We start from the raw sequence: 26,326 nt of genomic DNA, 5'->3' as shown, positions 1-26,326 counted from the left end.
GTCCGCTTTTCCGCGTTCGACGGATTAAAGCCTCGATGCGGCCACGCAATCGTGTGGCGCTTGTCGGTCTGCCTGCACGTACCAAGTGCCAACGACGCGTTGCAGCGAGATCGCGTGCGCGAACGCTGACCGCTTGATCCGACGATGCCCGACCCGCGACGGCGCTACTGCATCGGATCGATCCGTGCCGTGTCGGGCGGCGGCGGCATCCGGATCCACTGCAATTCACGACCGAGCAAGGCCAGCGTCCCGCGTTGCCGGTCCGGGCCGCGCTGCGAGAACTCGAAGCGGTAGCGACGCAGCCAGCGCAGCCGGCCCTCGCCGTCGCGCTGCAGCGACACGCGTTCGAGCACCGCGGTGTGGTCGAGCCACTGCACGCCCGCCTCGGCGCAGGCGCGCCGCCCGTAGTGCGCGGCGAGCTCCCCCGCGCCGCGCGCGCTCGACCACAGCAGCAGCACGATGCCGAACACGGCGAGCCAGATCACGGCAGACAGCATGGAACGTCCTCGAAGTGGGCGAAACCCGACAGCGTGAATCTACCCCAACGTCCGGGTGTGTCGAATGCACGAGTGCGCACAGATTGGGGCGCGTTTTGCACGACGCAACAGCGCGCTCACAAAACTCGTCGCCACATACGCAGGATGCAGTGTAAAACGGGCAAGGCCGGATAGAATTGCCCGGGCAGGCGCAGGGGGATCGTGGTCATCGACATCGCGGGCTACAGCATCAGTGGCGAAATCGGCCGCGGCGGGATGGCCGTGGTCTACCGCGCGCGGCAGATCCTGCTCGACCGCGAAGTGGCGTTGAAGGTGCTCAATCCTTCGCTTGCGCAGGATCCGGTGTACGCGCAACGCTTCCTGCAGGAAGCGCGCATGCTGGCCTCGCTCGGCCATCCGCACATCGTGCCGGTGTACGACGTCGGCGTGACGCCGGACGGCCTGCACTATTTCTCGATGCAGATGGTGCGGCGCGGCGACTTCGCCAAACGCCTGCGCGAAGGCATCGACGAAGTCGAACTGGTGCGCGTGCTGATCGCCGTGGCGCAGGCGCTCGGCTTCGCGCATGCACGCGGCTACGTGCACCGCGACGTCACGCCGGCCAACATTCTGTTCGACGACCAGAACAAGCCGGTGCTCACCGATTTCGGCATCGCGCGTGCACTCGCGGCCACCTCGCGCATGACCGCGTCGGGGCTGTCGATCGGCACCAGCCACTACATGAGCCCGGAACAGGCGCGCGGTGGCGAGGTGGACCGTCGCTCGGACATCTACAGCCTCGGCGTGCTGTGTTTCGAAGCCCTGTCCGGGCGTCCGCCGTACGACGGCGAGGACGGCTTCGCGGTGGCGTACGCGCACGTACACGAGCCGATACCGACGTTGCCCGACGATCTGGCCAAGTGGCAGCCGCTGATCGATCGCTGCATGGCGAAGGCGCCCGATCAACGCTTCTCCGACTGCGCCGAGTTCATCGAAGGTCTGCGCACGATCGCTGCGGCCGAGTTCGAGACGCTGATGAAACAGCACGGCCCGGCGGCGCTCGGGCTGCTCGCCACGGCGCCGCCGGAGTCGAACCCGAAGAACAAGCGCGAGGCGCGACTCAAGAGTCGGCCGGCACCGAAATCGGCGGCACCCAAGGCGCCAAAACCCGAAAAGCCGCCCAAGCCACCGAAGCCGCCACGTCCCGCAGGCGAGCCCAGCCGGATGCCGCTGTACCTGATTGCCGGCGTGCTGACGCTCGTCGGTCTGGTGGCCGTGGGCATGGGTGTGTTCGGCGCCGACGACGCGCCGCCGGCACGCGTCGATGCCGCGCCCGTGCCGACGCAACGCACGCCGTCGCGCACCGCGCCGGCGACGCAGCCGCCCGCGCAGATCGCAGCCGCCACGGACGCGACGGCGAACGGGCCGGCGTCCGATGCCGCCGACGAATTCACGATGGTGCCGGACGTGGACCTCGCCACCGTCCCGACCGTGATCGATCCGGTCGAGGACCTGCTCGCGCGCGGCCGTCTCAACATGACCGCGCAGCGCTACACCACGCCGCCGGGCAACAACGCGCTCGACCGTTACGCGCTCGCGCTCGTCATCGAGCCGGGCAACGCCGACGCGCTGGCCGGCCTCGGCGCCGTCGCGCAGGTGTACATCGACCAGGCGCGCGCCGCCGATGCCGATGCGCAGGCCGATGCATGGTCCGCGCATCTGGCCACCGCCGAACGCATCGGGCGCGAGCACGGCATCGCCGCCGTCCTCGCGCAGGTGCAGACCTTGCGCGAGGCGCAGGCCACCATTCTGGTGGAACGCGGCGAGAGCGCGCTGCGGCGCTGGGACACGGGCGCGGCGCAGGCGGCGTTCGAGCGCGCGGCGGCGCTGGTTCCCGACTCGAAGGCGGCTGCGGCCGGCCTGCGCGAGGCCGCGCGCGTGGGCAAGCCCGGCTACGTGTTCCGCGACGCGGCCGGCGAGGCGAGCGGGCCGGAGATGGTGGTGGTCGGTCGCATCGCCCTCGGGCGGCGCGAGGTCAGCGTCGGCGAGTTCCGCAGCTACTGGACGGCCGCAGGCAAGGCGAAGTTCGGTGCCGATATGCCGTCCTGCCGCGACCGCGAATCGATCTTCCGCTCCTCGCGCAAGCGCACCTGGAGCGAACCGGGCTTCGCGCAGACCGACGCCAGCCCGGTCGTGTGCGTGAACGCCGCGATGGCCGACGGCTACGCCGCGTGGCTTGCGCAACGCACCGGCAAGCGCTATCGCCTGCCGAAGGCGGCCGAGCTGACCGCGGCCGGCGCGGCCGTGGCGCGCACCTGCAAGGCGAACGTGCGCGACGCACAGTTCCGCAAGGACTTCGGCGGCCGCGAGGGTCTGGAGTGCAGCGACGGCCACGGCACCACGGCGCCGGGCGGCAGTTTTGCTGCGGAACAGGCCGGTCTATACGATACTGGCGGCAATGTGCGCGAGTGGGTCAGCGATTGCGATGCGGGCAACTGCCGCGAGCGTCGGGCGGTCGGCGGCAGCTGGGCGTCCGAGGCCGACGACCCTCCCGTGCGCGCGTTCGCGGCCGACACCGCGTTCAACACCATCGGTCTGCGCGTCGCGCGCGAGATCGACTGACGCGTTATCAACCCCGAGGTCTGCATGAAGCTGTTTTTCCCCAATGGCGAACACCCGCAGGCGCTGCTGAGCACGGGCGAGAATCGCGTCGGCAACGCGTCCACCGCGCAGATCGCACTGACCGCGCCGAACATCGTCGCCGCGCACTGCACGATCGAGCTGGACGAATCGGAGGCAGTCACGCTGCTGCCCGGCGACGGCGTCACCACGGTCAACGGCAAGCCGGTCGCGACCGCGACGCCGCTGCGTGCCGGCGACCTGCTGGGTTTCGCCGACGTCCAGGCGCGGCTGGTGGCGGTGGAAAAGGCGGGACTCTCGAGCGTGCCGCGTCCCGCGCCGGTCGACGATTCGGGCGCCACGCGCGTGCGCATGGCGGTGCCCAAGCTGGTGCTGCGCGGCGTCTCCGGCGCGGCGTTCGGCAAGACCTTTCCGATTTCCGGGCCGGTGGTGATCGGGCGCCAGGCCGACTGCGACATTTCGATCCCGAGCGAGGAAATCTCGCGCCGCCACGCGCAACTCAAGCCGACGCCGGCCGGCCTTGCGGTCGAAGACCTCGGCTCCTCCAACGGCACCTACATCAACGGCAAGCGGGTGCAGTCGGGACTGATGCGTCCGGGCGAAGAGCTGCGCCTGGACACGATCCGCTTCCTGCTCGTGGCGCCCGGACTGGAAATGCCCGGCACCACGCGTCCCGCAACGGCCGCATCGGCGGCGGTGACGGCCGTCTCGGCGGCCCCGAAACGCAGCGGCGCCGGCGGCGTGATCGCGGTGGTGGTCCTCGTGCTGGCCGCCGCGGCGGCGGCGGGCTGGTACGTTTTCCTGCGCTGAGCGCCGCGCAGCGGCTCGGCTGCGTACGTTGCGGGCGCTGCGGCCCGCAGCCTCGGACCGCGGCTCCGGCGACGTTCGCCCGATCGCACGATCCGTCACGTTCCATCGCCATTGACGCCGATCAATTGCGACACCGCAACCGCTTGGATAGTATGGGGCTCAGGGTCACGTGCCGTTAAGGCAGTGGCGAAGGATTGCCGGCGCCGCGGGGGCGGCGCGGTTGTTTGGGGGAGTGCCGCACGCGAGTGCGGCTCAGGAGAGTGACATGTTGATTCTTACCCGACGCGTCGGGGAAACCCTCATGATCGGGGACCAGATCACCGTGACCGTGCTGGGCGTCAAGGGCAACCAGGTCCGGGTCGGCATCAGCGCGCCGAAGGACGTGTCGGTGCACCGCGAGGAAATCTTCCAGCGCATCAAGCGCGACGGCGCCGAGGAAAACGCGCCGGCGGCCGAGGCCAAGTCGGTCTAGCGATTCAGCTGCAGCGGGGAATGAAGCGGGACGAGATACGAGTGCGGGCGAACACGCCGTCCGCTCCTTTCTCGGTCCTCTCCATTCTCCACCCGCTCGACTTCTTTACCCGGGGCCCGCAAGCCGCTATCCTTCCGCGTCCCATGCGGCGGGTTCGGAATTGCCGCCGCGCGGGAGCGATCCGGAGTGATGCCCGAGAGGCCGAAGGGGCTCCCCTGCTAAGGGAGTATAGGGTCAAAAGCTCTATCGAGGGTTCGAATCCCTCTCACTCCGCCACTCGCGAAACGGCCGTGTGTTGGACGTTTCGCGAGACGATCGCAGTGCAACACCGACGTGACGAAGGCTTGACGGACTCCCGGATTGCTTTCATAATTTCGCTTCTTTGCGCCCGTAGCTCAGCTGGATAGAGCACCAGGCTACGAACTTGGTGGTCGGGAGTTCGAATCTCTCCGGGCGCGCCATACAAGACGATCACGCCAGCGAAGCGATTCGCTGGCGTTTTTCGTTGTGGCCCGTGATCTGCGACGTGGATCGCAGACGAGCCGCGGCAAGCGTGATGCAGCGCACGGATCGGTCGTGCGCCGAGCACGCCGTGCACCGCACGCGCCACGGTTGCGTACCGCTGTCGCCGCGCGCGCGGCGGTGTAACCTGCGCGCCTCAGGCAGGCGGGGCAGACCGGTGGATCGCGAACGTTGGCAGCGCACGCGCGAACTGTTCGAACATGCGCTCGACCTGCCCGAGACCGAGCGCGACGCGTGGCTCAGGCGCGAATGCGATGACATCACGCTGCGCGACGATGTGCGCGCCATGCTGGTGGCCGATGCCCGGACCGGCACGCCCACCTCGCTGCCCGAACGCGTCCCCGACCTCATCGCCGACTACGCGCAACGCGCCGCCGAAGCACGCCTCGGACGCCGCTACGGCGCCTGGCGCGTGGAGCGCGTGCTGGGCGAGGGCGGCATGGGCACGGTGTACCTCGCCGAACGCATCGAGGGCGGCTTCGCCCAGCGCGCTGCGTTGAAGGTGGTGCGCACCGGCTTCGCGCAGGCCGACGTGCTGGCGCGGCTCGCCGCGGAGCGCCAGATCCTCGCGGGTCTGGAACATCCGAACATCGCGCGCCTGCTCGACGGCGGCGCCGACGCCAGCGGCGATCCGTACCTCGCACTGGAATACGTCGAAGGCGTCGACCTGCGCGCGCACTGCGACAGCCACCGGCTCGGCCTCGACGCGCGCCTCGCGCTGTTCCTCACCGTGTGCGACGCCGTGGCCTACGCGCACGGCCGCCTCGTCGTGCATCGCGACCTCAAGCCGTCGAACATCCTCGTCTCCGAAGACGGCAGCGTGAAGCTGCTCGACTTCGGCGTGGCCAAGCTCATCGAGCCCGGCATCGCCAGCGAAAGCACGGTCGCACGCCTGCGCCTGTTCACGCCCGAGTACGCCGCGCCCGAGCAGATCGCCGGCGGCGTGACGACCACCGCCGTCGACATCTATTCGCTTGGTGTTCTGCTGTTCGAACTGCTGACCGGACACCGGCCCTACCGCAACACGGCGCGCAGCGTGGCCGGGATCGAACACGCGGTGCTGCACGATCCGCCGCTGCGGCCGAGCACGCGCGTGGTCGAGCGGTCCGCGGCGCAGACGGGCGACGCCGACGACATCGCGCGTCTGCGCGGCCTCACGCCCGCGTCGCTGCGCCGCAGCCTGCGCGGCGACCTCGATGCCATCGTGCTCAAGGCGCTGCGCAAGCACCCGGACGAGCGTTATGCCTCGGTGCGGCTGCTGGCCGACGACGTGCGTGCGCACCTGGCGCGGCGTCCGGTGCTCGCGCGGCGCGGATCGACGCGGTACCGCATGGGCCGGTTCGTGCAGCGCCACGCGCTGGCCGTCGGCTTCGCGTCGCTCGCGGTGTGCGCGCTGATCGCGGGCCTGGGCGCGGCGTTATGGCAGGCACGCGCGGCACGCGTGGAGGCGGCCACGTCGCGCGAGGCGCTCGCCTTCATGCAGGATCTGTTCGAACTGGCCGATCCGGAGGCCGCGCGCGGCCGCGACGTGACCGCACGCGAGCTGCTCGAGCAGGGCAGCCGGCGCATCCGCAGCGCACTCGTCGACCAGCCCGAGGCGCGCGCCGCGCTGCTGCGCACCATGGGCAGCGCCCACCACGGCCTCGGGCTCGACGATCAGGCTCTGCCGCTGCTGAACGAAGCGCTGGCGCTGGCGCGTGCGGGCGACGATGCCGACGCGCTGCACGAGGCGCTGCTGGCGCGAGCCGCGGCTCTGCAGCGTCTCGGGCGCTTCCAGGATGTGCTTGACGACCTGACCCCGCCGCGCGCGGCGCTCGCCGCCGGCGGCGACAGCCGCAGCCTGCGGGCTGCGGCCTACGACTACCATCTGGGCCGTGCCGCGCAGGCGCTCGGGCAGCACGAGCGCGCGGAGGCGCACTACGTCGCCTCGCTGGCGGTGCGCGAGCGCAGGCTCGGACTGGCCGACGCGCAGACGCAGGACGTCGCCGGCGCGCTGGTGTCGCTGTACGAGCTGCACCGGCGCCACGACGAGGCGCTCGCGCTCGCGCAGCGCGCGTACGATGCGTTCCCGCTGCCCGGCGCGCTCGACGACGCGGTGCGCGCACGCGCCGTCGCGGCGCTGGCGATGGTGCGTTCCAACGTCGGGCCGCTGTCCGACGCGGAGGCATTGCGGCGCGAAGCGCTGGCGATCTATCGCACGGTCTACGGCGACGAGCACACCATCACCGTCGGCGCGGTCAACGATCTTGCCAGCGTGCTGTTCGCGCAGCGCCGCTATGCCGAGGTGGCGCCGATGTTCGAGCAGGTGCTCGCCGCGCGCCGCCGGATCCACGATGCGAACCATCCCACGCTCGCCAACGCCGCCAACAATGTCGCCTACGCGCGCCTCATGCTCGGCGACGCGGCCGGTGCCCTGCCGCTGGCGCAGGAGGCATTGCGCATCCGCGAAGCCGCGTTCGGGCACGTGCACACCGGCACGGTGCAGTCGGTGATGGCGGTGGCGTCGGTGCAGCTCGCGCTGGGGGAGCTCGACGCGGCCGAATCCGGCTACCGCGACGCCATCGACATCTACCGCCAGCTCCACGGCGAAGGCAACGCGCAGTCGGTGACGCCCTACAACGGACTGGCGCGCGTGCACCTGGCGCGCGGCGTGCCGCCGCACTGCGACGACAGCGCCGCCGCGATGCGCCTGTCCGCGACGAATCGGGGCGACGACAAGGATGCGCGCACGATCTACACCGGCCTGCTGCATGCGGCCTGCCTCGCACGCCGTGGCGACCGGCGCGCGGCGCAAAGTCTGCCCGAGGCGCTGCGCAACTACCGCGCCGCGGTGCGCGCGGACGATCCCTACCTCGAGATCCTCGACGCCATCGTCGCCGCGACACCCGGCGCGGCGCGCGGCTGACGGCGTGCGGCTCAGCCGGCAGCCAGTTCCTTTTCCAGGAAGGCCTTGGCCACGCGCGTGTCGCGCTTGATCGTGGGCTCCGACACGCCGAGCAGCTCGGCGATCTCGCGCACGTCCAGGCCGGTGAAGTAACGCAGCTCCACCACCTGCACCAGGCGCGGATCGGCCTGCGCGAGCCGCTCCAGCGCCGCATCCATTTGCACCAGCTGCTCGACCTGCGCATCCAGCGCCAGCGGCTGCATATCCACCACGTCGAGCGACAGCAGCTCGGTGCCCGATCCGCGCCGCTGCGCCTGGCGCGCGCGGGCGTAGTCGATCACCACGTGCCGCATCGCATGCGCGGCCGTGGCGTAGAAGTGTTTGCGGCTGGCGTAGCGCGACGGATCGGTGTCGTGCAGCTTGATCCACGTCTCGTGCACCAGCGAGCGCGTGTCGAGCGTGCCGCGGCGCTGATGGCGCGCCAGTTCGCTGCGCGCGATCTTCACCAGCTCGGCGTAAAGCGTGTCGTCGCCGGACGCAGCGAGCGATGCGGGCGGGACGGCTGCGTCGGATCGGGGCTCGGTCATCGTGCGCCGATCATAGCCCAGCGCCGCGGCGTGCGACCTCGCTTGCCGACGGAGCGGCGCCTCGGTCTGCCGGCAGGGTGTGCCCGCGAGCCGTGTCGTCCGGTCCGGGCTCGGTCCACGTCCCGCCGCTACTGCCGCCGGACGGCGCGGCGCTACGACCGGTACACGTCGTCGCACGGCACGCGCACGCTGCCTTCCATCAGCACGCGGGCGCTTCGGCTCATCACCGCCTTGGCAACCGTCCACGCGCCGCCGACCTGCGTCACCTCGGCGCCCACGCGCAGCGTGCCGGACGGATGCCCGAAGCGCACCACCTCGCGCCTGCCGCCGCCCGCCGCAGCGTTCACCAGCGTGCCCGGCACCGCGGCCGCCGTGGCGATGGCCACCGACGCCGTGCCCATCATGGCGTGGTGCAGCTTACCCATCGACAGTGCGCGCGCCACCAGATCGACATCGGCTGCCTTCACGGTCTTTCCCGCCGATGACACGTACGTCCGCGGCGGCGCCACGAACGCCACCTTCGGCGAATGCTGCCGCTTCGCCATCTCGTCGAGCGACGTCACGATGCCCATGCGCAGCGCACCCTGCGCGCGGATCGCTTCGAACGTCGCCAGCGCGGCCTTGTCCTCGTTGATCGCCTGCTGCAGCTCGGTGCCGGTGTAGCCGATGTCGGCCGCGTTGACGAAGATGGTCGGAATGCCGGCGTTGATCATCGTCGCCGGCAGCGTGCCGACGCCCGGCACGTCGAGCGTGTCGACGGGATTGCCGGTCGGGAACATCGCGCCGCCGTCGTCGCCATCACCCTCGTCGGCCGGATCGATGAACTCCAGCACGATCTCCGCCGCGGGAAATGCCACGCCGTCGAGCTCGAACTCGCCGATTTCCTGCACCTGTCCGTCGCGCATCGGCACGTGCGCGACGATGGTCTTGCCGATGTTCGCCTGCCAGATACGAATCGTCGCGATGCCGTCGCGCGGCACGCGCGCCGGATCGACCATGCCGTTCGCGATCGCGAACGGCCCCACGGCCGACGACAGGTTGCCGCAGTTGCCGCTCCAGTCGACGAACGCGTGTTCGATCGCGACCTGGCCGTACAGATAGTCGACGTCGTGATCCGGCACCGACGGCGGCGAAATGATCACGCACTTGCTCGTGCTCGACGTTGCGCCGCCCATGCCGTCGGTGTGCTTTCCGTACGGATCGGGCGAGCCGATCACGCGCATGAGCAACGCATCGCGCGCCGCACCCGGCACGCGCGCGGCCTCGGGCAGGTCGTCGAGCTTGAAGAACACGCCTTTAGACGTGCCGCCGCGCATGTAGGTGGCGGGGATGCGGATTTGGGTTTCGAACGACATGCGGACTCCGCGTGCAAGGCTGGGGATGGAATCAGAAAAGCGCAGGCTGGACTGTCGGCGCCGCGAGCTCGGGCAACAGCGGCCAGCGGCCGATGACTTCGTAACGATACGGATTGCCTCCGCCGATCGCGAGGCAGAGTTCATCGATGGTCCAGTCGATCGTCGGCACGATCGGGATATTCGCGAATGACGTGAGGGCGTTGTAGCTCAGCGTCATGTGCGGCGTGTTGCCGGTAGCCATCGCCTCGAATCCGGACGCACGCAGATGCCGGCTTACGGACGCGTGCGTCTCGGCGAAGGCCTTCGGTTTGCCGCGAGGCAGCAGGGTGCAATGCGTCCTGCCTGCCTCCACGTTCGGGCCCTCGACACGGTTGAACCGCAGCGTGCACGCATGTGCCGAAATGCCTGCGCATGCGTGGATCAGCGCATCGCATTGTTCGTTGGACGGATTGAGTAACCTGCCCGAGAACGACTGATGCAGCAGCTCGAACCGCAGTAGTCGATTGCCGAGCTTTTCGGTCACTCCTAACGCGATCAAGCGCTCGGCGAGCGCGGCGCGTACCGAAAGCGGAGGAAACGCCAATAGCAGCAGGCGTGGTGCGTTGTTCGAAGCCATGTGCAATCTCCGGTGTGCTGGTGCCGCGTCAGTAACGTCGACGAGAATGTCACGGCCTGCGACTGTGCTTTGGCGATGCGGCGCCACCCCGCCCGTCGTCCCGGCGGAAGCCGGGACCCAGCGACGTTTCTTCGATGTGTGCCAGGCGCTGGAAAAGTAGAGCAACGTCACTGGGTCCCGGCTTTCGCCGGGACGACGGAATAGAGGTCCGGTGCCCCGGATGTGGCATCACGGACCGTCCGGAATCTCCGGCTCCACCAGCTTCGCGAGCTGCTGCAGCGATTCCTGCCAGCCGAGATAGCAGGACTCCACCGGAATCATGTCCGGCAGATTGGCCTGCGTGATGCGCAGTTCGGTGCCGCACGTCACCTGCCGCAGTTCGACGGTGACGTGGATGATGCCGGGGAGGTTGGGGTCGTCGAACTCGTCGGTGTAAACGATGCGCTCGTTCGGGACCAGTTCCCTGTATTCGCCGTGGAAGGAATGGCTGCTGCCGGTGCCGAAGTTGGTGAACGACATGCGGTATCTGCCGCCGACGCGTGCATCGTCCTCGTGCACCTGGCCGATGAACCCGTAGGGCGGCAGCCAGCGCGCTTTCGCGTGCGCGTCGAGGAAGGCCTTGTAGACGCGGGCCGGTGGCGCGCGCAGCACGCGGTGGAGGCGGACGGTGTGGTCGTTGTCGGACATGGTGCGGTCTCCTGTGGTGGGGTCACAGCAGTGCGACGGATGACTCAGGCGGATTTCGACGCGGCGAGGAAATCCTGCGCGAAGCGCTGCAGCACGCCGCCGGCTTCGTAGATCGACACCTCTTCCGCGGTGTCGAGGCGGCAGGTGACCGGCACGCGCATCGTTTCGCCATCGCGACGATGGATCACGACAGTGAGGTCGGCGCGTGGGGTGCGGTCGCCGATCACGTCGAAGGTTTCGGTGCCGTCGATGCCGAAACTGTGGCGGTTCTGGCCCGGCTTGAACTCCAGCGGCAGCACGCCCATTCCGATGAGGTTGGTGCGATGGATGCGCTCGAAACCTTCCGCGACGATGGCTTCCACGCCGGCGAGCCGCACGCCCTTCGCGGCCCAGTCGCGCGACGAGCCCTGGCCGTAGTCGGCGCCGGCGATGATGATCAGCGGCTGGCGGCGGTCCATGTAGGTTTCGATCGCTTCCCACATGCGCGTGACGGTGCCGTCCGGTTCGATGCGGGCGAGCGAGCCCTGCTGCACCTTGCCGTCGACGATCGCCATTTCGTTGACAAGCTTCGGATTCGCGAACGTGGCGCGCTGCGCGGTGAGGTGATCGCCGCGATGCGTCGCGTAGGAATTGAAGTCCTCTTCCGGCAGGCCCATTTTCGCGAGGTATTCGCCGGCCGCGCTGTCGAGCAGGATCGCGTTCGACGGCGAGAGATGGTCGGTGGTGATGTTGTCGCCGAGCACCGCGAGCGGGCGCATGCCGTGCAGCGTGCGCGGCGCGGACAGCGCGCCTTCCCAGTACGGCGGGCGACGGATGTAGGTGCTCTGCGGACGCCAGTCGTACAGCGGGCTCACCTTCGCGCCGTGCTCAACACGGATGTCGAACATCGGGCCGTAGACCCCGCGGAACTGCTCGGGTTTCACGGCCTGCGCGACGATGGCGTCGATCTCGGCGTCGCTCGGCCACAGGTCGTTCAGCGTGATGGGGTGGCCGTTGGCGTCGACGCCGAGCGCATCCTTCTCGATGTCGAAACGGATCGTGCCGGCGATGGCGTAGGCGACCACGAGCGGCGGCGAGGCGAGGAAGGCCTGCTTCGCGTAGGGATGGATGCGGCCGTCGAAGTTGCGGTTGCCCGAGAGCACGGCCACGGCGTAGAGATCGCGGTCGATGATTTCCTGCTGGATCGCGGGATCGAGCGCGCCGCTCATGCCGTTGCAGGTAGTGCAGGCGAAGGCGACGATGCCGAAGCCGAGGGCTTCGAGGTCCGGCAGCAGGTTCGCTTCTTCGAGATACAGCTGCACGGCCTTGGAACCGGGCGCGAGCGAGGTTTTCACCCACGGTTTGCGGACGAGGCCTTTCGCGCGTGCGTTGCGTGCGAGCAGCGCGGCGGCGATGACGTTGCGCGGGTTGCTCGTGTTCGTGCAGCTGGTGATCGCGGCGATGATGACGGCGCCGTCGGGCAGCAGGCCCTGCGCTTCCTGCGCGCGTGCGGCGTCGAGATTGGCTGCGATGCCGCGCTCGGCCAGCGCCGAAGTCGGCAGGCGCTTGTGCGGATTCGACGGGCCGGCCATCGTGCGTTCGACGCTGGACAGGTCGAAGCGCAGCACGCGCTCGTACTGCGCCGTCTTCAGCGCGTCGGACCAGAGTCCGGCCTGCTTCGCGTAGGTTTCGACGAGGGCGACCTGTTCGTCCGTGCGGCCGGTGAGGCGCAGGTAGTCGATCGTCTGTTTGTCGATGTAGAACAGCGCGGCGGTGGCGCCGTACTCGGGGCACATGTTCGAGATCGTGGCGCGGTCGCCGATGGTGAGGCTGTCCGCGCCTTCGCCGAAGAATTCGAGATACGCGCCGACCACCTTTTCCTTGCGCAGGAACTCGGTGAGTGCGAGCACGAGATCGGTGGCGGTGATGCCGGGCGCGTGGCGGCCGGTGAGCTCGACGCCGACGATCTCCGGCAGCCGCATCCACGAGGCACGGCCGAGCATCACGTTCTCGGCTTCGAGCCCGCCGACGCCCACCGCGATCACGCCGAGGGCGTCGACGTGCGGCGTGTGGCTGTCGGTGCCGACGCAGGTGTCGGGGAAGGCGACGCCGTCCTGCACGTAGATCACCGGCGACATCTTCTCCAGGTTGATCTGGTGCATGATTCCGTTGCCGGGCGGGATCACATCGACGTTCTTGAACGCGAGCTTGGTCCAGTCGATGAAATCGAAGCGGTCGGCGTTGCGGCGGTCTTCGATGGCGCGGTTTTTCGCGAAGGCATCGGGCACGTAGCCGCCGCATTCGACGGCGAGCGAGTGGTCGACGATGAGTTGCACCGGGACGACGGGGTTCACCTGTGCCGGGTCGCCGCCTTGGTCCGCGATCGCATCGCGCAGGCCGGCGAGGTCGACGAGCGCGGTCTGGCCGAGGATGTCGTGGCAGACGACGCGGGCGGGGAACCACGGGAAGTCGAGGTCGCTGCGGCGTTCGATGAGCTGGCGGAGGAAGTCGTCGAGCAGCAAAGGGTCGGCGCGGCGAACGAGGTTTTCGGCGTGGATGCGCGCGGTGTAGGGCAGGGTGGCGTAGGCGCCGGGCGCGAGTGCGTCGATGGCGGCGCGGGCGTCGTACCAGTCGAGATTGGTGCCGGGGAGGGGGCTGCGGTGGTTCGTGTTCATTTGGCTGGACTGCCGTCGGGCTGGAGCGCGGAAAGCGGGTGATCCGGGAACATTTCACCGTCGTCCCGGCGAAAGCCGGGACCCAGTGGCGTTGCTCCTGTCGTGACGATCTGAAGCAACGTCACTGGGCCCCGGCTTTCGCCGGGGCGACGGTGGGTAGGGTGGATGGAACTACTTGCGATCCTTGATCGGCACGAACTTCAGGTCTTCCGGGCCGGTGTAGTTCGCACTCGGCCGGATGATCTTGCCGTCGATGCGCTGCTCGATCACATGCGCCGCCCAGCCGCTCGTGCGCGCCAGCACGAACAGCGGCGTGAACATCGCCGTCGGCACGCCCATCATGTGGTAGCTCACCGCGCTGAACCAGTCGAGGTTCGGAAACATCTTCTTGATGTCCCACATCACCGCTTCCAGACGCGCCGCGATGTCGAACATCTTCATGTTCTGCTGTTCGGCCGAGAGCTGGCGCGCGCTTTCCTTGATGACCTTGTTGCGCGGATCGCCCGTCGTGTACACCGGGTGGCCGAAGCCGATCACGACTTCCTTGCGCTCGACGCGGGCCTTGATGTCGGCCTCGGCCTCGTCCGGCGTGTCGTAACGCTTCTGCACTTCGAACGCGACTTCGTTCGCGCCGCCATGCTTCGGCCCGCGCAGCGCGCCGATCGCGCCGGCGATGCACGAATGCATGTCGCTGCCGGTGCCGGCGATCACGCGCGCGGTGAAGGTGCTGGCGTTGAATTCGTGTTCGGCGTAAAGGATCAGTGAGGTGTGCATCGCCTGCACCCACGAATCGCTGGGCTTTTCGCCGTGCAGCAGGTGCAGGAAGTGGCCGCCGATCGAATCGTCGTCGGTCTCGACGTCGATGCGCTTGCCGTTGTGGCTGAAGTGGTACCAGTACAGCAGCATCGATCCGAGCGAGGCCATCAGCTTGTCGGCGATGTCGCGTGCGCCCGGATGATTGTGGTCGTCCTTCTCCGGCGACACGCAGCCGAGCACGGAGACGGCGGTGCGCAGCACGTCCATCGGATGCGCCGACGGCGGCAGCGCTTCGAGCGCCGTCTTTACCGCCGCGGGCACGCCGCGCAGCGCTTTCAGCTTGGTCTTGTACGCGGTCAGTTCCGCCACGGTGGGCAGCTTGCCGTGCACCAGCAGGTAGGCGATCTCCTCGAACTCGCAGGCGTTGGCGACATCGAGGATGTCGTAGCCGCGGTAATGCAGATCGTTGCCGGTGCGTCCCACGGTGCACAGCGCCGTGTTGCCCGCCATCGTGCCCGACAGCGCCACCGATTTCTTGGGCTTGAAGCCCGTTGCCTGTTCACTCATCGCAAAAATCCTTCTTGCCTCAGTTCAAACCAATTGCCGGGAATCGAGCCCTTCTCCCCGTGGGAGAGGGGTTGGGGAGAGGGTCCGGCGTTGCCGTCGCGCGAACGTTCGTCGCGGACTGTTCAACCGCCCAACCCGAAAGCTCACTTCTTCGCCGCAAACAACGCATCCAGCCGCGACTCGAACGCGTGATACCCGATCCGGTCGTACAGTTCCTCACGCGTCTGCATCAGATCGATCACGTTCTTCTGGTGCCCATCGCGCCGCACCGCCGTGTACACCGCCTCCGCTGCCTTGTTCATCGCACGGAACGCACTGAGCGGATACAGCTGGATCCCCACGCCCACCGACGCGAGCTCGTCGCGCGTGAACAACGGCGTCTTGCCGAACTCGGTGATGTTCGCCAGCACCGGCACCTTCACCGCATCGACGAAGCGCTTGTAGGTCGGCAGGTCGTACGCCGCCTCGGCGAAGATGCCGTCCGCACCGGCCTCGACGCAGCGCTGTGCGCGTTCGATCGCCGCATCCACGCCTTCCACCTGGATCGCATCGGTGCGCGCGATCAGGAAGAAGTCGCTGCCGGTCTTCGCGTCCGCCGCCGCCTTCACGCGATCGACCATCTCGTCCGCCGAGACGATCTCCTTGCCCGGCCGATGCCCGCAGCGCTTCGCGCCGACCTGGTCCTCGATGTGGCACGCGGCCGCGCCGAACTTGATCAGCGACTGCACCGTGCGCGCGATGTTGAACGCGCTCGGGCCGAAGCCGGTGTCGATGTCGACTAGCAGCGGCAGGTCGCAGACGTCGGTGATGCGGCGCACGTCGGTGAGCACGTCGTCGAGCGTGTTGATGCCGAGGTCGGGCAGGCCGAGCGAACCCGCGGCGACGCCGCCGCCGGAGAGATAGATCGCGCGGAAGCCGGCGCGTTTGGCGAGCAGGGCGTGGTTGGCGTTGATGGCGCCGATCACCTGCAGCGGGGATTCGGCGGCGAGCGCGGCGCGGAAGCGGGCGCCGGCGGAGGTGGGTGTGGACATGCGGATCCCTGAGGTGGTGGATGGGATGGGGAGAGCAATGCGCGTGCCAGCCGGGGATTGTACTGCCGGGGGAATGGGGTGGCCGGTCGATACGGCGTGGCGACGTGAGCGTGTCCGCCGTCGTGCCGCGAGGCTGGATGTGAGGCTGCCGAAGTCGATGCCTAAATTGCTATGGAGACCTCTCCCGGCCGTCATTCCCGCGAATGCGGGAATCCAGCGCCTTTGCTCGGTTCGGCGCTCGGGTAGGACGTCAAAACCAAGAAGGGGCGCTGGATTCCCGCATTCGCGGGAATGACCGTAGGTGGGGTTTTCGTCGGGCGATGGCTGCCGGCTTCGAAGAAGCTTCGAACGGCTTCGAGCAGCGTCGAGAGGCTTCGAGCAGCGTCTAAAGGTTTCGAGAGGCTTCGAGCGGCTTTAAGAGGCGTCTGGAGGCTTCGAGTCGATGCCGACCCAGTTCGATCGGAGGCGAAGCGTGATGGGCATGCTCGGCAACCCGTTGTGAAACGTTGCAACGTTTCAGATGTAACATGAAACGAACCGACCCCGCCGCAACGCCATGGACCACCGCCCCGTCATCTGGACCGTCAGCATCTCCCGCCTCACCCGCCTGCTCAGCGACGTGATGCCCGAGTTCGACGCCCGCGCCGACATATCCCCGATCAACGCCGGCTTCGACGACGCCGTGGCCATCATCCGCAAGCGCCTGCGCACCGAGCGCTGCGACGTGCTCGTGGCCGGCGGTTCCAACGCTGCCTACCTGCGCAGCCGGCTCGACGTGCCGCTGGTGCCGGTCGAGGCCACCGGGTTCGACCTGATGGAAGCCTTGGCCCGCGCCCGCGGCATCGCGACGCGGATCGGCGTCGTCACGCACGCCACGGACGTACCGGACTTCGACGCCTTCCGCCAGCGCTTCAAGCTCGCCATCGAGCACCGCCGCTTCGTCACGCAGGAGGACGCGCGCAATCGCGTCGCCGAACTCGCCGCGGCCGGCACCGGCGTGATCGTCGGCACCGGCATGGCGATCGATTTCGCCGACGCCGCAGGCGTGCCGGGCGTGCTGCTGTACTCCGCGGATTCGGTGCGCAACGCCTTCGAGCGCGCGATCGCGTTGACGCAGACCGTCGCGCAGACGGTCGCGCGCGCTGGCGGCGAGCGCGAGGCGCGCCCGCGTGCGCGCGGCGAATCGCGCGTGCTGGTCGGCGACAGCGCGCCGATGCAGGCCGTGCGCGAGCGCATCGCCATCTACGCGCGCCACGGCGCCAGCGTGCTGGTGCAGGGCGAGACCGGCACCGGCAAGGAACTCGTGGCGCGTGCGCTGCATTCGGGCAGCGGACGGCGTGGCCGTTTCGTGGCGTTGAACTGCGGTGCGCTGAGCGAATCGCTGCTCGAGGCCGAACTGTTCGGCCACGCCGACGGTGCCTTCACCGGCGCACGGCGCGGCGGGCGCGCGGGTTATGTCGAAGCCGCGGACGGCGGCACGCTGTTCCTCGACGAGATCGGCGAGTTGCCGCTGCCGCTGCAGACGCGCCTGCTGCGCGTGCTGGAAGAACGCGAAGTGCAGCGTGTCGGCAGCACGCTGCCCGTGCCGGTGGACGTGCGCGTGGTCGCCGCGAGCCTGCGCGATCTCGACGCCGAAGTGACCACCGGTGGCTTCCGCGCCGACCTGTTCTACCGCATCGCCGTGCTGCGGATCGTATTGCCGACGCTGGCGGCGCGACGCGACGACATCGACGGCCTGGTCGATCTGTTCTTCCGGCCGTACGGCGACGCCCGGCGCATCTGGCGCGAGGGCGCGCGTCGCCTGCTGCGCGCGGCCGCGTGGCCGGGCAACGTGCGCGAGCTGCGCAACGTGGTCGAGCGCGTGGGCGTGCACTGGCAGGCGAATGGGGCAGGTGCGGCGATCGATGCCGCGGCATTGCGTGCGTGGGTGCCCGAGCTGGGACGGACGACACGGCTCGTGGGCGCAGGCGTATCGGCACACGGCGCGCACGCGCCGGACGGTGGACAGGCGACGTCCGGTGGCCGCGTGCGGCGCCCCTCGGCGGCCGCATTGCGTGTCGCGCTGGCCGCAGTCGACGGCAATCGCGAGGCAGCGGCGGAGGCGCTCGGCGTGTCGCGCACCACGCTGTGGCGCTGGCTGCATGCGGCCGGGATCACGGCGTGATGACGTGGTCGCCGTGTCGCAGTGGTTGCGACGCCGGTTCGTGTACCGTGGCGGCCTGTCCGGGAGGTCCGTCATGCATCTGCGTCCGATATCCGATTCCACGGCGGGGATCCGTTTCGCCGGCCTCGTGTTGACGCTCGCGTGTTTCGCGCCGTGGTCGGCGCGCGTGCAGGCGGAGACGCCGGTCGCCACGCCGCCCGCCGCTTCGCAGACCGAATCCAGCAAGGAGACCGCAATGACCCAGACGATCCGTGGCGAATTCGACGTGAAGATGTTGCCGCAGCCGGCCGACGCGGCGCTGGGCGAGGCGATCGGGCGGTTCGGGCTGGACAAACGGTTCCACGGCGCGCTCGAGGCGACGAGCAAGGGGCAGATGCTGGCGTTCCGCAGCGCGGTGGAAGGCTCGGCGGGTTACGTGGCGATGGAGCAGGTGGACGGCGCGCTCGACGGACGCAAGGGCACGTTCGTGCTGCAGCATTCCGGCACGATGGACCGCGGGGCGCAGCATCTGGATCTGGCGGTGGTGCCGGATTCGGCGACGGGCGAGTTGGCCGGGTTGGCGGGGCGGATGCAGATCGAGATCACGGGCGGGAAGCACTATTACGTGTTCGAGTATTCGTTGCCGGCGGAATGATTGGGGCGGGAGCGAGCGTGCGGCACGCTCGCACCGCTCGACAGTCCCGTGCTGGCAACTGCTGCCCGCACGCGCCAGCTTCACGATGCCGAGTGCGTCGCGATGCGGCTTGCGTCCCAGTGAAGTCCCTTCGCCACACGATGGCGGCATCCTCCCCACCGTCGTCCCGGCGAAAGCCGGGACCCAGTGACTCTGCTCGGTTGCCTGCGTTTCCGATCGAATCAAAGCAACGTCACTGGGTCCCGGCTTTCGCCGGGACGACGGGAGAGGGGCGGGGATGCGTCGGAGAGGCGTGCGTGCGCACAGGCGGCCTTTGCGGCGCGGTGGCGGGTAACGGCGACAGCTGGATCGCTGCCTGCGCAGGGATGACGAGCGATGGGGATCGCGTGCGGACGCAGGTTCGGTTCGCTCTGGTGCGCAGGAACTGGATCCCGGCCTTCGCCGGGATGACGAGATTGGGGCGTCGGCGCTTGAGCAGAAGCGAGGTCGCGGCGACCAGTAACGGGTTCGTGGCGAGCAGGCGCGATGCGGCGATGGGTCGACGCGAACGGCCGTCGGCCGTCGCAGCCCTTACTCGATCTCGCGATGGAACGTCACCACCTGGCTGCGGCCGCGCCCGCGGCAGTGTTCGGCCAGTGCTTCGGCGCAGTAGACCGAGCGGTGGCGGCCGCCGGTGCAGCCGAGCGCGATGGTGACGTAGCTGCGCGAGTCGTTCTCGAAGCGTGGCAGCCACTGGTCGAGGAAGGTGGCCACCTGGTCGACGTAGTCGCGCACCGTCGCCTGTTGTTCGAAGTACTCGCGCACCGGTCTGTCGCGGCCCGAGAGCGGGCGCAAGGTCGCGTCCCAGTGCGGGTTCGGCAGGCAGCGCACGTCGAAGACGAAGTCCGCGTCGCCCGGCACGCCGCGCCGGTACGCGAAGGATTCGAACAGGATCGACAGCCCGGGCGTGGCATCGAGCGCGAGCTCGGTGACCACCCAGCGCCGCAGCTGGTGCACGTTGAAGTCGGAGGTGTCGATCACGCGATCGGCGATCGCGATCAGCGGCCGCACGCGCTGGCGTTCGAGCGCGATGGCATCCGCGAGCGGCAGGCCGTCGAGGCTGAGCGGATGGCGGCGCCGGGTTTCGCTGTAGCGGCGGATCAGCACCTCGTCGCGCGTGTCGAGGAAGATCAGCTGGTGTTCGTAGCCCATCGCGCCGGTGCGCGCGAGCGAGTGCGGCAACTGTTCGAGGTCCTGCGGGCGGTTGCGCACGTCGATGCCCACCGCGAGCGGCGGCGAGGTGCCGTCGGCGCCGGCGATGCTGGCGACGAAGGCCGGCAGCAGTTCGGCCGGGAGGTTGTCGACGCAGTAGTAGTCGAGGTCTTCGAGCGTGCGCAGCACGACGCTCTTGCCGGCGCCGGACAGGCCGCTGACGACGAGCAGCGGCGCGCGCGCGCCGTCGCGCGTGGCGTCGTGCTCCGTCACGGCTGCTCCTGGCGGCGCATCTGGTGCGCCTGCCGGTCGATGAAAGTCTGCGCGGCGTCGAAGCCCTTGGTCTTGAGCGCGTGCGCGCGCACCGCGGCCTCGGCCAGCACGGCAAGGTTGCGGCCGGCGGCGACGGGCAGGGTGATCAGCGGAATGTCGAGGTCGAGCACGCGGCGCGAGCTGGTGTCGCCGTAGAGACGGTCGATCGGCTTTGTCGCGGGGCCGTACTCCTGGCGTTCGAGGTGCAGGATCAGGCGCAGGTACTTGTTCTTCTTGACCGCGGTGTCGCCGTACATGTCGCGGATGTTGAGGATGCCGACGCCGCGCACTTCGAGCAGGTCCTGCAGCATCTCCGGGCAGGTGCCGTCGAGCACGTCCGGCGCGATCTGGGTGAATTCCGGCGCATCGTCCGCCACCAGCCGGTGGCCGCGCGAGATCAGTTCCAGCGCCAGTTCGCTCTTGCCCAGGCCCGATTCGCCGGTGATCAGCACGCCGATGGAGTTGAGCTCCATGAACACGCCGTGCAGCGTCACGCGCGGCGCCAGCGCACGCGCGAGGTGGTACTGGAAGTAGGTCAGCAGTTCGTGGCCGCGGCGCGAGGACACCCACAGCGGCGTGTCCGATTCGTTGGCCGCGTCGCGCAGGTCGGCGGGCGCGACGCGGTCCTTGGTGATGACCAGCGCCAGCGGCGTGTCGTTGACGATGCGCGCGAGCGACTCCCAGCGCTGGCGCGGATCGAGGCCGTCGAGGTAATTGAGCTCCTCGCTGCCGACGATCTGCACCTTGTTGGCGTGGATGGTGTTGAGGTAGCCCGCCATCGCGGGGCGACGCTGCAGGTGTTCGCCCGATTCGAGCTCGCGGCGTTCGCCGCGCTGCCCGGCGATCCAGCGCAGGCCGAGCCGCTCCTGCAGCTGGTCAAACAGTTCCCTGGCGGTGATGCGGGTGGCCATCGCGTGGTTCGCGCTGCCGTCCGACATCTCACGCCGCCGCGTGCGTCAGCTGCCACTCCGACAGTGCGGCGTACAGCGCGCCGTTGTCGCGAGCCGCGCGCAGGCGGGCGCAGAAGGCGGTATCACCGAACATTTCGGCCAGCTGCGAGAGCAGCATGAGATGCTGGTTGGTGAAGTGCTCCGGCACTGCGAGCGCGAAGATCAGATCGATCGGCCGGGCATCGAGCGCGTCGAACGCGAGCGGCTCGGACAGGCGCACGAAGGCGCCGACCGCGGTTCCCAGGCCGGCGATGCGTCCGTGCGGAATCGCCACGCCGTGGCCCAGGCCGGTGGAGCCGAGCTTCTCGCGGCAGCACAGGCTGTCGAAGATGCGGCGTTCGAGATCGGCGCTGCCGCCATCCGCGAGGCGGGTGGCGAGCAGCTCCAGCAGCCGCTTCTTGCTGGTGATGCTGGCGCCGGCGACGACGCGCGTCGGCGCCAGCAGATCGATGAGATGCATGAGTTGGCTGCCCCCTGAGGCGTGGCTACGCTGTGCCGGTCGCCGCGTCGTGGCGCGGCGTTACTCGGCGCGATTCACTCGACGGTCATGCGCGACACGCTGTCGCCGCGGTGGTGGTTGGTGATCTTCTCCTTGTGCTTGAGCAGCTGGCGGTCCAGCTTGTCGAGCAGGAGATCGATCGAGGCGTACATGTCCTCGGCCGAGGATTCGGCGTGGATCGTGTGGCCGGAAAGATTGAAGGTGGCTTCGGCCTTTTTCAGGAGCTTCTCGCAGCTCAGGATGACGTGGCCGTCGAGGAGCTGGTCGGAGTGCCGCTCGAGCTTGTCGAACTTCGATTGCACGTATTCGCGCAGGGCGGGGGTGACGTCCATCTGGTGTCCGCTGATCTCGATGCGCATGGTGTTCCTCCGTGTGAGTTGACGTGCGGGTGACGCTTGCCGGCCGTCACTGGCCTGCAATGGAACCATGGGGGAAGGTGGCACGGATGCCAAGGCGGGAGGGCCGGTCCGGACAGGTCGCCGACATGTTCAGCCGAGCCTCTGGCGCTCGTTGGACGAGGGAATGTTCATCGCTTCGCGGTATTTTGCCACGGTTCGGCGCGCCACCGTGATGCCCTCGCCCTTGAGGTCGTTCGCGAGCTTGGCGTCCGACAGCGGCTTGCGCGGATCTTCCTGATCCACAAGGCGTTTTATCATCGCCTGAATGGCGGTTGACGAGGCGCTGCCGCCGTCGGCCGTGGCCAGGCTCGACGAGAAGAAGTGCTTGAATTCGAAGGTGCCGCGCGGGGTGTGCAGATACTTGCGCGTGGTGACGCGCGAGATCGTGGACTCGTGCAGTTCCAGTTCGTCGGCCACCTCGCGCAGCACCAGCGGGCGCATGGCTTCGGGACCGTGTTCGAGGAAGCCGGTCTGGTGCCGCACGATGCACTGCGCCACACGCAGCACGGTGTCGGCACGCGTGGACAGGCTCTTGATCAGCCAGCGCGCCTCCTGCAGCTGGCCGCGCAGGTAGGCGGCGTCGCCCTTGCCGGCGCGTGCGATCAGCGATTCGTAGTGGCGGTTGATCGACAGCTGCGGGCGGCAGCCCGGTGCGAGGCTGACGCGCCAGACGCCGTTGTGGCGCAGCGCATAGGCATCGGGCGTGACGTATTCGGTGCTCTGCGTGGCGATGTGCGCGCCGGGGCGCGGATCGAGCGAGCGCACCAGCGCGACGGCCTCGGTCATCTCGTCGGTGCCGACGCCGAGCTGCGCGGCGAGGCGCTCCGGGCCGATCTTCGCCAGCACCTCCAGATGGCCCTGCACGATGCGCTTGGCGAGCGCGAGCCCGTCGAGGTCCCGGTCGAATTCGGACAGCTGCACCAGCAGGCATTCGGACAGGTTGCGCGAGCAGGCGCCGACCGGGTCGAAGCGCTGCAGGCGATGCAGCACGGCCTCGATTTCCTCGATGTCCGCGTCGACGTCCGGACGCAGGCCGTCGCGGATCGCCTCGATCGTTTCGCTCAGGTACCCGTCGTCGCCGATGGCCTCGATCAGGGCCACCGCGATGGCGCGGTCCGAGGCCGACATCGGGGTGAGGTTGAGCTGCCAGAGCAGGTGGTCCTGCAGGTCTTCGGTGACGGCCCCCGCAACTTCGCGTTCGCCGTCGTCGTCGCGGTCGCCGCTGCCGGAACCGGAGCCGGGCATGTAGTCGTCGAGGTCCCACTCGGGCTCGGCCTCGAATTCGGCCTCGGCTTCCTGCTTGGTGTCTGCCGGCGTGGCGTCGGGCCCTTCCTGCGCGGACGGCGCTTCGGGCTCGGGGATGACGTCCTCGGGCCGCTCCAGCAGCGGATTGGATTCGAGCGCCTCGTTGAGCTCGGTTTCGAGCTCGATGCTCGACAGCTGCAGCAGCCGGATCGCCTGGCGCAGCTGCGGCGTCAGGGTCAGGCTCTGTCCGAGTTTGAGCTGGAGCGTCGGTTTCAAGGGGAGTGTCTCTGCGTGCGCCTGCGCATTACATCCGGAAACCTTCGCCCAGGTACACCCGACGTACGTCGGGGTTGGCGAGGATCGCGTCCGGGTCGCCCTGCGCCAGCACGGTGCCTTCGCTCAGGATATACGCGCGGTCGCAGATGCCCAAGGTCTCGCGCACGTTGTGGTCGGTGATGAGCACGCCGATGCCGCGCGCCTTTAGGTGCCGGATGATCTTCTGGATGTCGCCGACCGAAATCGGGTCGACGCCGGCGAAGGGTTCGTCGAGCAGCATCAGGCGCGGCTTTCCGGCGAGCGCGCGCGCGATTTCCACGCGCCGGCGTTCGCCGCCGGACAGACTGGCGCCGAGCTGGTCCGACACGTGCGCCACCTGCAGTTCCTCCAGCAGTGCGAGCAGTTCGTTCTCGCGGCCCTGCTGGTCCAGATCCTTGCGCAGTTCGAGCACGGCCATGACGTTGTCGGCCACGCTCAGGCGGCGGAACACGGACGGCTCCTGCGGCAGGTAGCCGACGCCGCGCTGGGCGCGGGCGTGCATCGGCAGCGCGGTGATGTCCTCGCCGTCGAGCACGATGGCGCCGCCGTCGGCCGCGACCAGCCCGACGATCATGTAGAAGCAGGTGGTCTTGCCGGCGCCGTTCGGGCCCAGCAGGCCGACGACTTCGCCGGGACGCAGCTGCAGCCCGAAATCCTTGACGACCTCGCGCGAGCGGTAGCGCTTGCGCAGCGAACGCGCGACGAGCATCAGCGGCCGCCGCCCGCCTCGCCTGCCGGCGCGGGCGCCGGTTCGGTGGTCTTGCGCGGCTGCAGCGTCATGCGGATCTTGCCGTCGCCGCCACCGCCGTCGGCATTGAGCCGGCCGGATTTGGTGTCGTAGGTGAGGCGTTCGCCGCGCATGGTGTTGGTGCCCTGGTCCACCTCCACCGCGCCGGTCAGCACTATGACCTCGGTCACCGGGTTGTGGTCGATGCGGCGGGCGCGCGCCTTCATCAGTTCGCCGTTGTCGTTTTCCTGCTGCAGCTGCGCCGGCGTGCCTTCGAGCACGATGCGCGAGATGTCGCCAGCGGTGCGCGTGATGGTTGCCTTGGCCGCTTCGATGCGCAGGGTGCCCTGGGTGATGGTGACGCCGGTCAGCACGGACTCGCCGTTGTCGTTGAGCACGGCGTCGGCGCCGGTGGCCTCGACCTGCATGTCGGCATTGCGGTCGGTGGAGCGCGCGGACGCGAGCGCGGGCAGCAACAGCGTCAGCAGCAGGACGGCTTCAGCGGCGGGATGACGGCGCATAGTCGGCACGGACCTCGGAAAGGAGCTGGAAGCGGCGCGTGTCGAGATTGGCGTACAGGCCGCGGCCGCGCAGTGTAGCGCCCGGCGAGACGATGTTCACGAGCGCATCGCTTTTGACTTCGCGCGCGTCGGGGAAAATGGTCAGTTGCGGCGTGCGCAGTTCGATGCGTCCGCCGCCCTCGCGCGGCGGGCCGTCGAACGCCACCTCGCCGACCAGGCGCAGTTCCTTGCCGTCGGCCGCCGCCCACGCGCGCGCGGACTGCGCGTTCCACGGCTGGCCGTCGGCGTCCGGGAAACGGAACCGTGGCTGTTCGATGTCGAGCGTGCCGAGGAAGGGATGGCGCGACAGCATCGGGCCGGTGACGCGGAACGATTCGCGGCCTTCGTCGTCCAGCGCGATGAGATCGAAGTTCGTCAGCGCGTAGTCCGAACGCGGCGGTCCGACGAGCGATGCCGGTTCCTCGCGCTGGTAGAGCCGCCACAGCAGCCAGCTGCTCGCGACCGCCACGAGCACCAGCGCGACGACGGGCAGGACGCGCAGGTTCAAGGCGCGGGCCAGTAGCTGTCGAGGATGAAGTCGACCTTGCCCTGGGCCGAGAGCAGCAGATCGCACAGTTCGCGCACCGCGCCGAAGCCGCCGGATCGTTCGCCTTTCCAGTGCACGCGGCCGTCCATCCACGGATGCGCGTTGGCCGGCGCCGCGGCGAGGCCGCAGATGCGCATCGCGGGGAGGTCGGAGAGGTCGTCGCCCATCATCGCGGTGTCGAGCGGGTCGAGGTTCAACTTGCTGCACAGGTCGAGCAGGCTGGCGCGTTTGTCGCGGCTGCCCTGGTAGACGTGCGTGATGCCGAGGTCACGCGCGCGCACCTCGACCACCGGGCTGGTGCGCGCGGTGATGATGGCCGCCTCGATCCCGTGCTGGCGCAGCAGCTTGAGGCCGAGGCCGTCGTGGGCGCTGAAGGCCTTGTACTGGATGCCGTCGTCGGAGAACCACAGCTGGCCGTCGGTGAGGGTGCCGTCGACGTCGAGTGCGAGGAGCTTGATGCGGGCGGCGCGTTGCTGGATGTCTGGATCGGTCATGGCTGTTCTGCTGTTCCTTCGCCCGGCGACAGAACGTGCCGGAGGCGCATGAGGCGCCAAGTTGCCGCTGTGCTTTTCCTTCTCCCTGCGGGAGAAGGTGCCGAAGGCGGATGAGGGAGCTACGTTCCGGTGTGCCTCGAGTCGGAGGGAAGGTGGCGCCCTCATCCGCCTGCCGGCACCTTCTCCCGCAGGGAGAAGGAACGCAAGCTGCGGCGGTTCGCCCTCCGGAGCGA

At 68.9% G+C, this 26,326-nt stretch carries 23 protein-coding genes and 2 tRNA genes; 8 read left to right on the top strand and 17 right to left on the bottom strand.

What is annotated here, in order from left to right; translation table 11 throughout:
* Positions 1 to 164: 164 nt before the first annotated feature.
* Positions 165 to 497: a DUF3301 domain-containing protein gene (locus tag HNQ52_RS03625; protein WP_183959725.1), complete on the bottom strand. Its 333-nt coding sequence runs from the start codon at positions 495 to 497 to the stop codon at positions 165 to 167.
* Between the two features lie 201 nt (positions 498 to 698).
* Between HNQ52_RS03625 and HNQ52_RS17510 the strand changes: the two genes are divergently transcribed.
* From HNQ52_RS17510 to HNQ52_RS03595, 6 genes are all read left to right on the top strand, one after another.
* The gene (locus HNQ52_RS17510; protein WP_183959724.1) at positions 699 to 3,098 is read left to right on the top strand and encodes a protein kinase domain-containing protein; all 2,400 of its coding nucleotides are present in this window, start codon (positions 699 to 701) and stop codon (positions 3,096 to 3,098) included.
* Between the two features lie 24 nt (positions 3,099 to 3,122).
* Complete coding sequence (locus tag HNQ52_RS03615; protein WP_183959723.1) at positions 3,123 to 3,926, top strand: FHA domain-containing protein; 804 nt, start codon at positions 3,123 to 3,125, stop codon at positions 3,924 to 3,926.
* Positions 3,927 to 4,191: 265 nt separating this feature from the next.
* Positions 4,192 to 4,398, top strand: coding sequence for a carbon storage regulator CsrA (csrA, locus tag HNQ52_RS03610; RefSeq protein WP_183959722.1), 207 nt, complete (start codon positions 4,192 to 4,194; stop codon positions 4,396 to 4,398).
* A 183-nt stretch (positions 4,399 to 4,581) separates the two neighbouring features.
* Positions 4,582 to 4,674, top strand: a tRNA-Ser gene (locus tag HNQ52_RS03605).
* A gap of 108 nt (positions 4,675 to 4,782) precedes the next feature.
* Positions 4,783 to 4,859: transfer RNA gene (locus tag HNQ52_RS03600), tRNA-Arg, on the top strand.
* A gap of 218 nt (positions 4,860 to 5,077) precedes the next feature.
* Positions 5,078 to 7,825 (top strand): protein kinase domain-containing protein, encoded by a 2,748-nt coding sequence (locus HNQ52_RS03595; RefSeq protein ID WP_183959721.1) that lies wholly within the window; start codon positions 5,078 to 5,080, stop codon positions 7,823 to 7,825.
* Positions 7,826 to 7,836: 11 nt separating this feature from the next.
* Here the strand turns inward: HNQ52_RS03595 and HNQ52_RS03590 are convergent, their stop codons facing one another.
* The 7 genes from HNQ52_RS03590 to prpB form a co-directional block, all read right to left on the bottom strand.
* Positions 7,837 to 8,391 carry an ECF-type sigma factor gene (locus HNQ52_RS03590; protein ID WP_183959720.1) on the bottom strand — a complete coding sequence of 185 codons (555 nt, stop codon included), beginning with the start codon at positions 8,389 to 8,391 and terminating at the stop codon, positions 7,837 to 7,839.
* Positions 8,392 to 8,543: 152 nt separating this feature from the next.
* The gene (gene prpF / locus HNQ52_RS03585) at positions 8,544 to 9,746 is read right to left on the bottom strand and encodes a 2-methylaconitate cis-trans isomerase PrpF (RefSeq protein WP_183959719.1); all 1,203 of its coding nucleotides are present in this window, start codon (positions 9,744 to 9,746) and stop codon (positions 8,544 to 8,546) included.
* A 31-nt stretch (positions 9,747 to 9,777) separates the two neighbouring features.
* Positions 9,778 to 10,362: a hypothetical protein gene (locus tag HNQ52_RS03580; RefSeq protein ID WP_183959718.1), complete on the bottom strand. Its 585-nt coding sequence runs from the start codon at positions 10,360 to 10,362 to the stop codon at positions 9,778 to 9,780.
* Positions 10,363 to 10,590: 228 nt separating this feature from the next.
* On the bottom strand, positions 10,591 to 11,049 hold the full coding sequence (locus HNQ52_RS03575; protein WP_183959717.1) for an SRPBCC family protein: 459 nt from the start codon (positions 11,047 to 11,049) through the stop codon (positions 10,591 to 10,593).
* A gap of 44 nt (positions 11,050 to 11,093) precedes the next feature.
* Positions 11,094 to 13,703 carry a Fe/S-dependent 2-methylisocitrate dehydratase AcnD gene (acnD, locus tag HNQ52_RS03570; RefSeq protein ID WP_183959716.1) on the bottom strand — a complete coding sequence of 870 codons (2,610 nt, stop codon included), beginning with the start codon at positions 13,701 to 13,703 and terminating at the stop codon, positions 11,094 to 11,096.
* A 171-nt stretch (positions 13,704 to 13,874) separates the two neighbouring features.
* On the bottom strand, positions 13,875 to 15,026 hold the full coding sequence (gene prpC / locus HNQ52_RS03565; RefSeq protein WP_183959715.1) for a bifunctional 2-methylcitrate synthase/citrate synthase: 1,152 nt from the start codon (positions 15,024 to 15,026) through the stop codon (positions 13,875 to 13,877).
* A 143-nt stretch (positions 15,027 to 15,169) separates the two neighbouring features.
* Entirely contained in the window at positions 15,170 to 16,057 is an 888-nt protein-coding gene (prpB, locus tag HNQ52_RS03560; protein ID WP_183959714.1) for a methylisocitrate lyase, read from the bottom strand.
* Between the two features lie 556 nt (positions 16,058 to 16,613).
* Between prpB and prpR the strand changes: the two genes are divergently transcribed.
* Positions 16,614 to 18,221, top strand: coding sequence for a propionate catabolism operon regulatory protein PrpR (gene prpR, locus HNQ52_RS03555; protein ID WP_183959713.1), 1,608 nt, complete (start codon positions 16,614 to 16,616; stop codon positions 18,219 to 18,221).
* Positions 18,222 to 18,294: 73 nt separating this feature from the next.
* Positions 18,295 to 18,855 (top strand): DUF3224 domain-containing protein, encoded by a 561-nt coding sequence (locus HNQ52_RS03550; RefSeq protein ID WP_246387486.1) that lies wholly within the window; start codon positions 18,295 to 18,297, stop codon positions 18,853 to 18,855.
* 570 nt (positions 18,856 to 19,425) lie between these two features.
* On the opposite strand, the gene rapZ is transcribed toward HNQ52_RS03550, so the two are convergent.
* The 9 genes from rapZ to HNQ52_RS03505 form a co-directional block, all read right to left on the bottom strand.
* The gene (gene rapZ, locus HNQ52_RS03545) at positions 19,426 to 20,319 is read right to left on the bottom strand and encodes an RNase adapter RapZ (protein ID WP_183959712.1); all 894 of its coding nucleotides are present in this window, start codon (positions 20,317 to 20,319) and stop codon (positions 19,426 to 19,428) included.
* Positions 20,316 to 21,269 carry an HPr(Ser) kinase/phosphatase gene (hprK, locus tag HNQ52_RS03540; RefSeq protein ID WP_183959711.1) on the bottom strand — a complete coding sequence of 318 codons (954 nt, stop codon included), beginning with the start codon at positions 21,267 to 21,269 and terminating at the stop codon, positions 20,316 to 20,318. The genes rapZ and hprK overlap by 4 nt, the downstream gene beginning before the upstream one ends.
* 28 nt (positions 21,270 to 21,297) lie before the next feature.
* Positions 21,298 to 21,768: a PTS sugar transporter subunit IIA gene (locus tag HNQ52_RS03535; protein WP_183959710.1), complete on the bottom strand. Its 471-nt coding sequence runs from the start codon at positions 21,766 to 21,768 to the stop codon at positions 21,298 to 21,300.
* 74 nt (positions 21,769 to 21,842) lie between these two features.
* Positions 21,843 to 22,166, bottom strand: a complete 324-nt coding sequence (hpf, locus tag HNQ52_RS03530) for a ribosome hibernation-promoting factor, HPF/YfiA family (RefSeq protein WP_183959709.1) — start codon at positions 22,164 to 22,166, stop codon at positions 21,843 to 21,845.
* A 129-nt stretch (positions 22,167 to 22,295) separates the two neighbouring features.
* Complete coding sequence (locus HNQ52_RS03525) at positions 22,296 to 23,726, bottom strand: RNA polymerase factor sigma-54 (protein ID WP_183959708.1); 1,431 nt, start codon at positions 23,724 to 23,726, stop codon at positions 22,296 to 22,298.
* A 28-nt stretch (positions 23,727 to 23,754) separates the two neighbouring features.
* Positions 23,755 to 24,474: an LPS export ABC transporter ATP-binding protein gene (gene lptB / locus HNQ52_RS03520; RefSeq protein ID WP_183959707.1), complete on the bottom strand. Its 720-nt coding sequence runs from the start codon at positions 24,472 to 24,474 to the stop codon at positions 23,755 to 23,757.
* The gene (gene lptA / locus HNQ52_RS03515; protein ID WP_183959706.1) at positions 24,474 to 25,013 is read right to left on the bottom strand and encodes a lipopolysaccharide transport periplasmic protein LptA; all 540 of its coding nucleotides are present in this window, start codon (positions 25,011 to 25,013) and stop codon (positions 24,474 to 24,476) included. Before lptA ends, lptB begins: the two co-directional genes overlap by 1 nt.
* The gene (lptC, locus tag HNQ52_RS03510; protein WP_183959705.1) at positions 24,991 to 25,560 is read right to left on the bottom strand and encodes an LPS export ABC transporter periplasmic protein LptC; all 570 of its coding nucleotides are present in this window, start codon (positions 25,558 to 25,560) and stop codon (positions 24,991 to 24,993) included. Before lptC ends, lptA begins: the two co-directional genes overlap by 23 nt.
* The gene (locus tag HNQ52_RS03505) at positions 25,557 to 26,093 is read right to left on the bottom strand and encodes a KdsC family phosphatase (protein WP_183959704.1); all 537 of its coding nucleotides are present in this window, start codon (positions 26,091 to 26,093) and stop codon (positions 25,557 to 25,559) included. Before HNQ52_RS03505 ends, lptC begins: the two co-directional genes overlap by 4 nt.
* Positions 26,094 to 26,326: the final 233 nt, after the last annotated feature.

Origin of the sequence: Chiayiivirga flava, from assembly GCF_014202825.1 — a bacterium.
GTDB classification, from domain to species: Bacteria; Pseudomonadota; Gammaproteobacteria; order Xanthomonadales; family Xanthomonadaceae; genus Chiayiivirga; species Chiayiivirga flava.
The sequence above is the reverse complement of the archived record's forward strand: the minus strand, read 5'-3'. Positions and strand labels throughout refer to the sequence as shown.

Coding starts and splice junctions, on each gene's coding strand:
- HNQ52_RS03625 (WP_183959725.1), bottom strand. CDS start 497: ATGCTGTCTGCCGTGATCTGGCTCGCCGTGTTCGGCATCGTGCTGCTG.
- HNQ52_RS03615 (WP_183959723.1), top strand. CDS start 3,123: ATGAAGCTGTTTTTCCCCAATGGCGAACACCCGCAGGCGCTGCTGAGC.
- csrA (WP_183959722.1), top strand. CDS start 4,192: ATGTTGATTCTTACCCGACGCGTCGGGGAAACCCTCATGATCGGGGAC.
- HNQ52_RS03590 (WP_183959720.1), bottom strand. CDS start 8,391: ATGACCGAGCCCCGATCCGACGCAGCCGTCCCGCCCGCATCGCTCGCT.
- prpF (WP_183959719.1), bottom strand. CDS start 9,746: ATGTCGTTCGAAACCCAAATCCGCATCCCCGCCACCTACATGCGCGGC.
- HNQ52_RS03580 (WP_183959718.1), bottom strand. CDS start 10,362: ATGGCTTCGAACAACGCACCACGCCTGCTGCTATTGGCGTTTCCTCCG.
- HNQ52_RS03575 (WP_183959717.1), bottom strand. CDS start 11,049: ATGTCCGACAACGACCACACCGTCCGCCTCCACCGCGTGCTGCGCGCG.
- acnD (WP_183959716.1), bottom strand. CDS start 13,703: ATGAACACGAACCACCGCAGCCCCCTCCCCGGCACCAATCTCGACTGG.
- prpC (WP_183959715.1), bottom strand. CDS start 15,026: ATGAGTGAACAGGCAACGGGCTTCAAGCCCAAGAAATCGGTGGCGCTG.
- prpB (WP_183959714.1), bottom strand. CDS start 16,057: ATGTCCACACCCACCTCCGCCGGCGCCCGCTTCCGCGCCGCGCTCGCC.
- prpR (WP_183959713.1), top strand. CDS start 16,614: ATGGACCACCGCCCCGTCATCTGGACCGTCAGCATCTCCCGCCTCACC.
- HNQ52_RS03550 (WP_246387486.1), top strand. CDS start 18,295: ATGCATCTGCGTCCGATATCCGATTCCACGGCGGGGATCCGTTTCGCC.
- hprK (WP_183959711.1), bottom strand. CDS start 21,269: ATGGCCACCCGCATCACCGCCAGGGAACTGTTTGACCAGCTGCAGGAG.
- HNQ52_RS03535 (WP_183959710.1), bottom strand. CDS start 21,768: ATGCATCTCATCGATCTGCTGGCGCCGACGCGCGTCGTCGCCGGCGCC.
- hpf (WP_183959709.1), bottom strand. CDS start 22,166: ATGCGCATCGAGATCAGCGGACACCAGATGGACGTCACCCCCGCCCTG.
- lptB (WP_183959707.1), bottom strand. CDS start 24,474: ATGCTCGTCGCGCGTTCGCTGCGCAAGCGCTACCGCTCGCGCGAGGTC.
- lptA (WP_183959706.1), bottom strand. CDS start 25,013: ATGCGCCGTCATCCCGCCGCTGAAGCCGTCCTGCTGCTGACGCTGTTG.
- HNQ52_RS03505 (WP_183959704.1), bottom strand. CDS start 26,093: ATGACCGATCCAGACATCCAGCAACGCGCCGCCCGCATCAAGCTCCTC.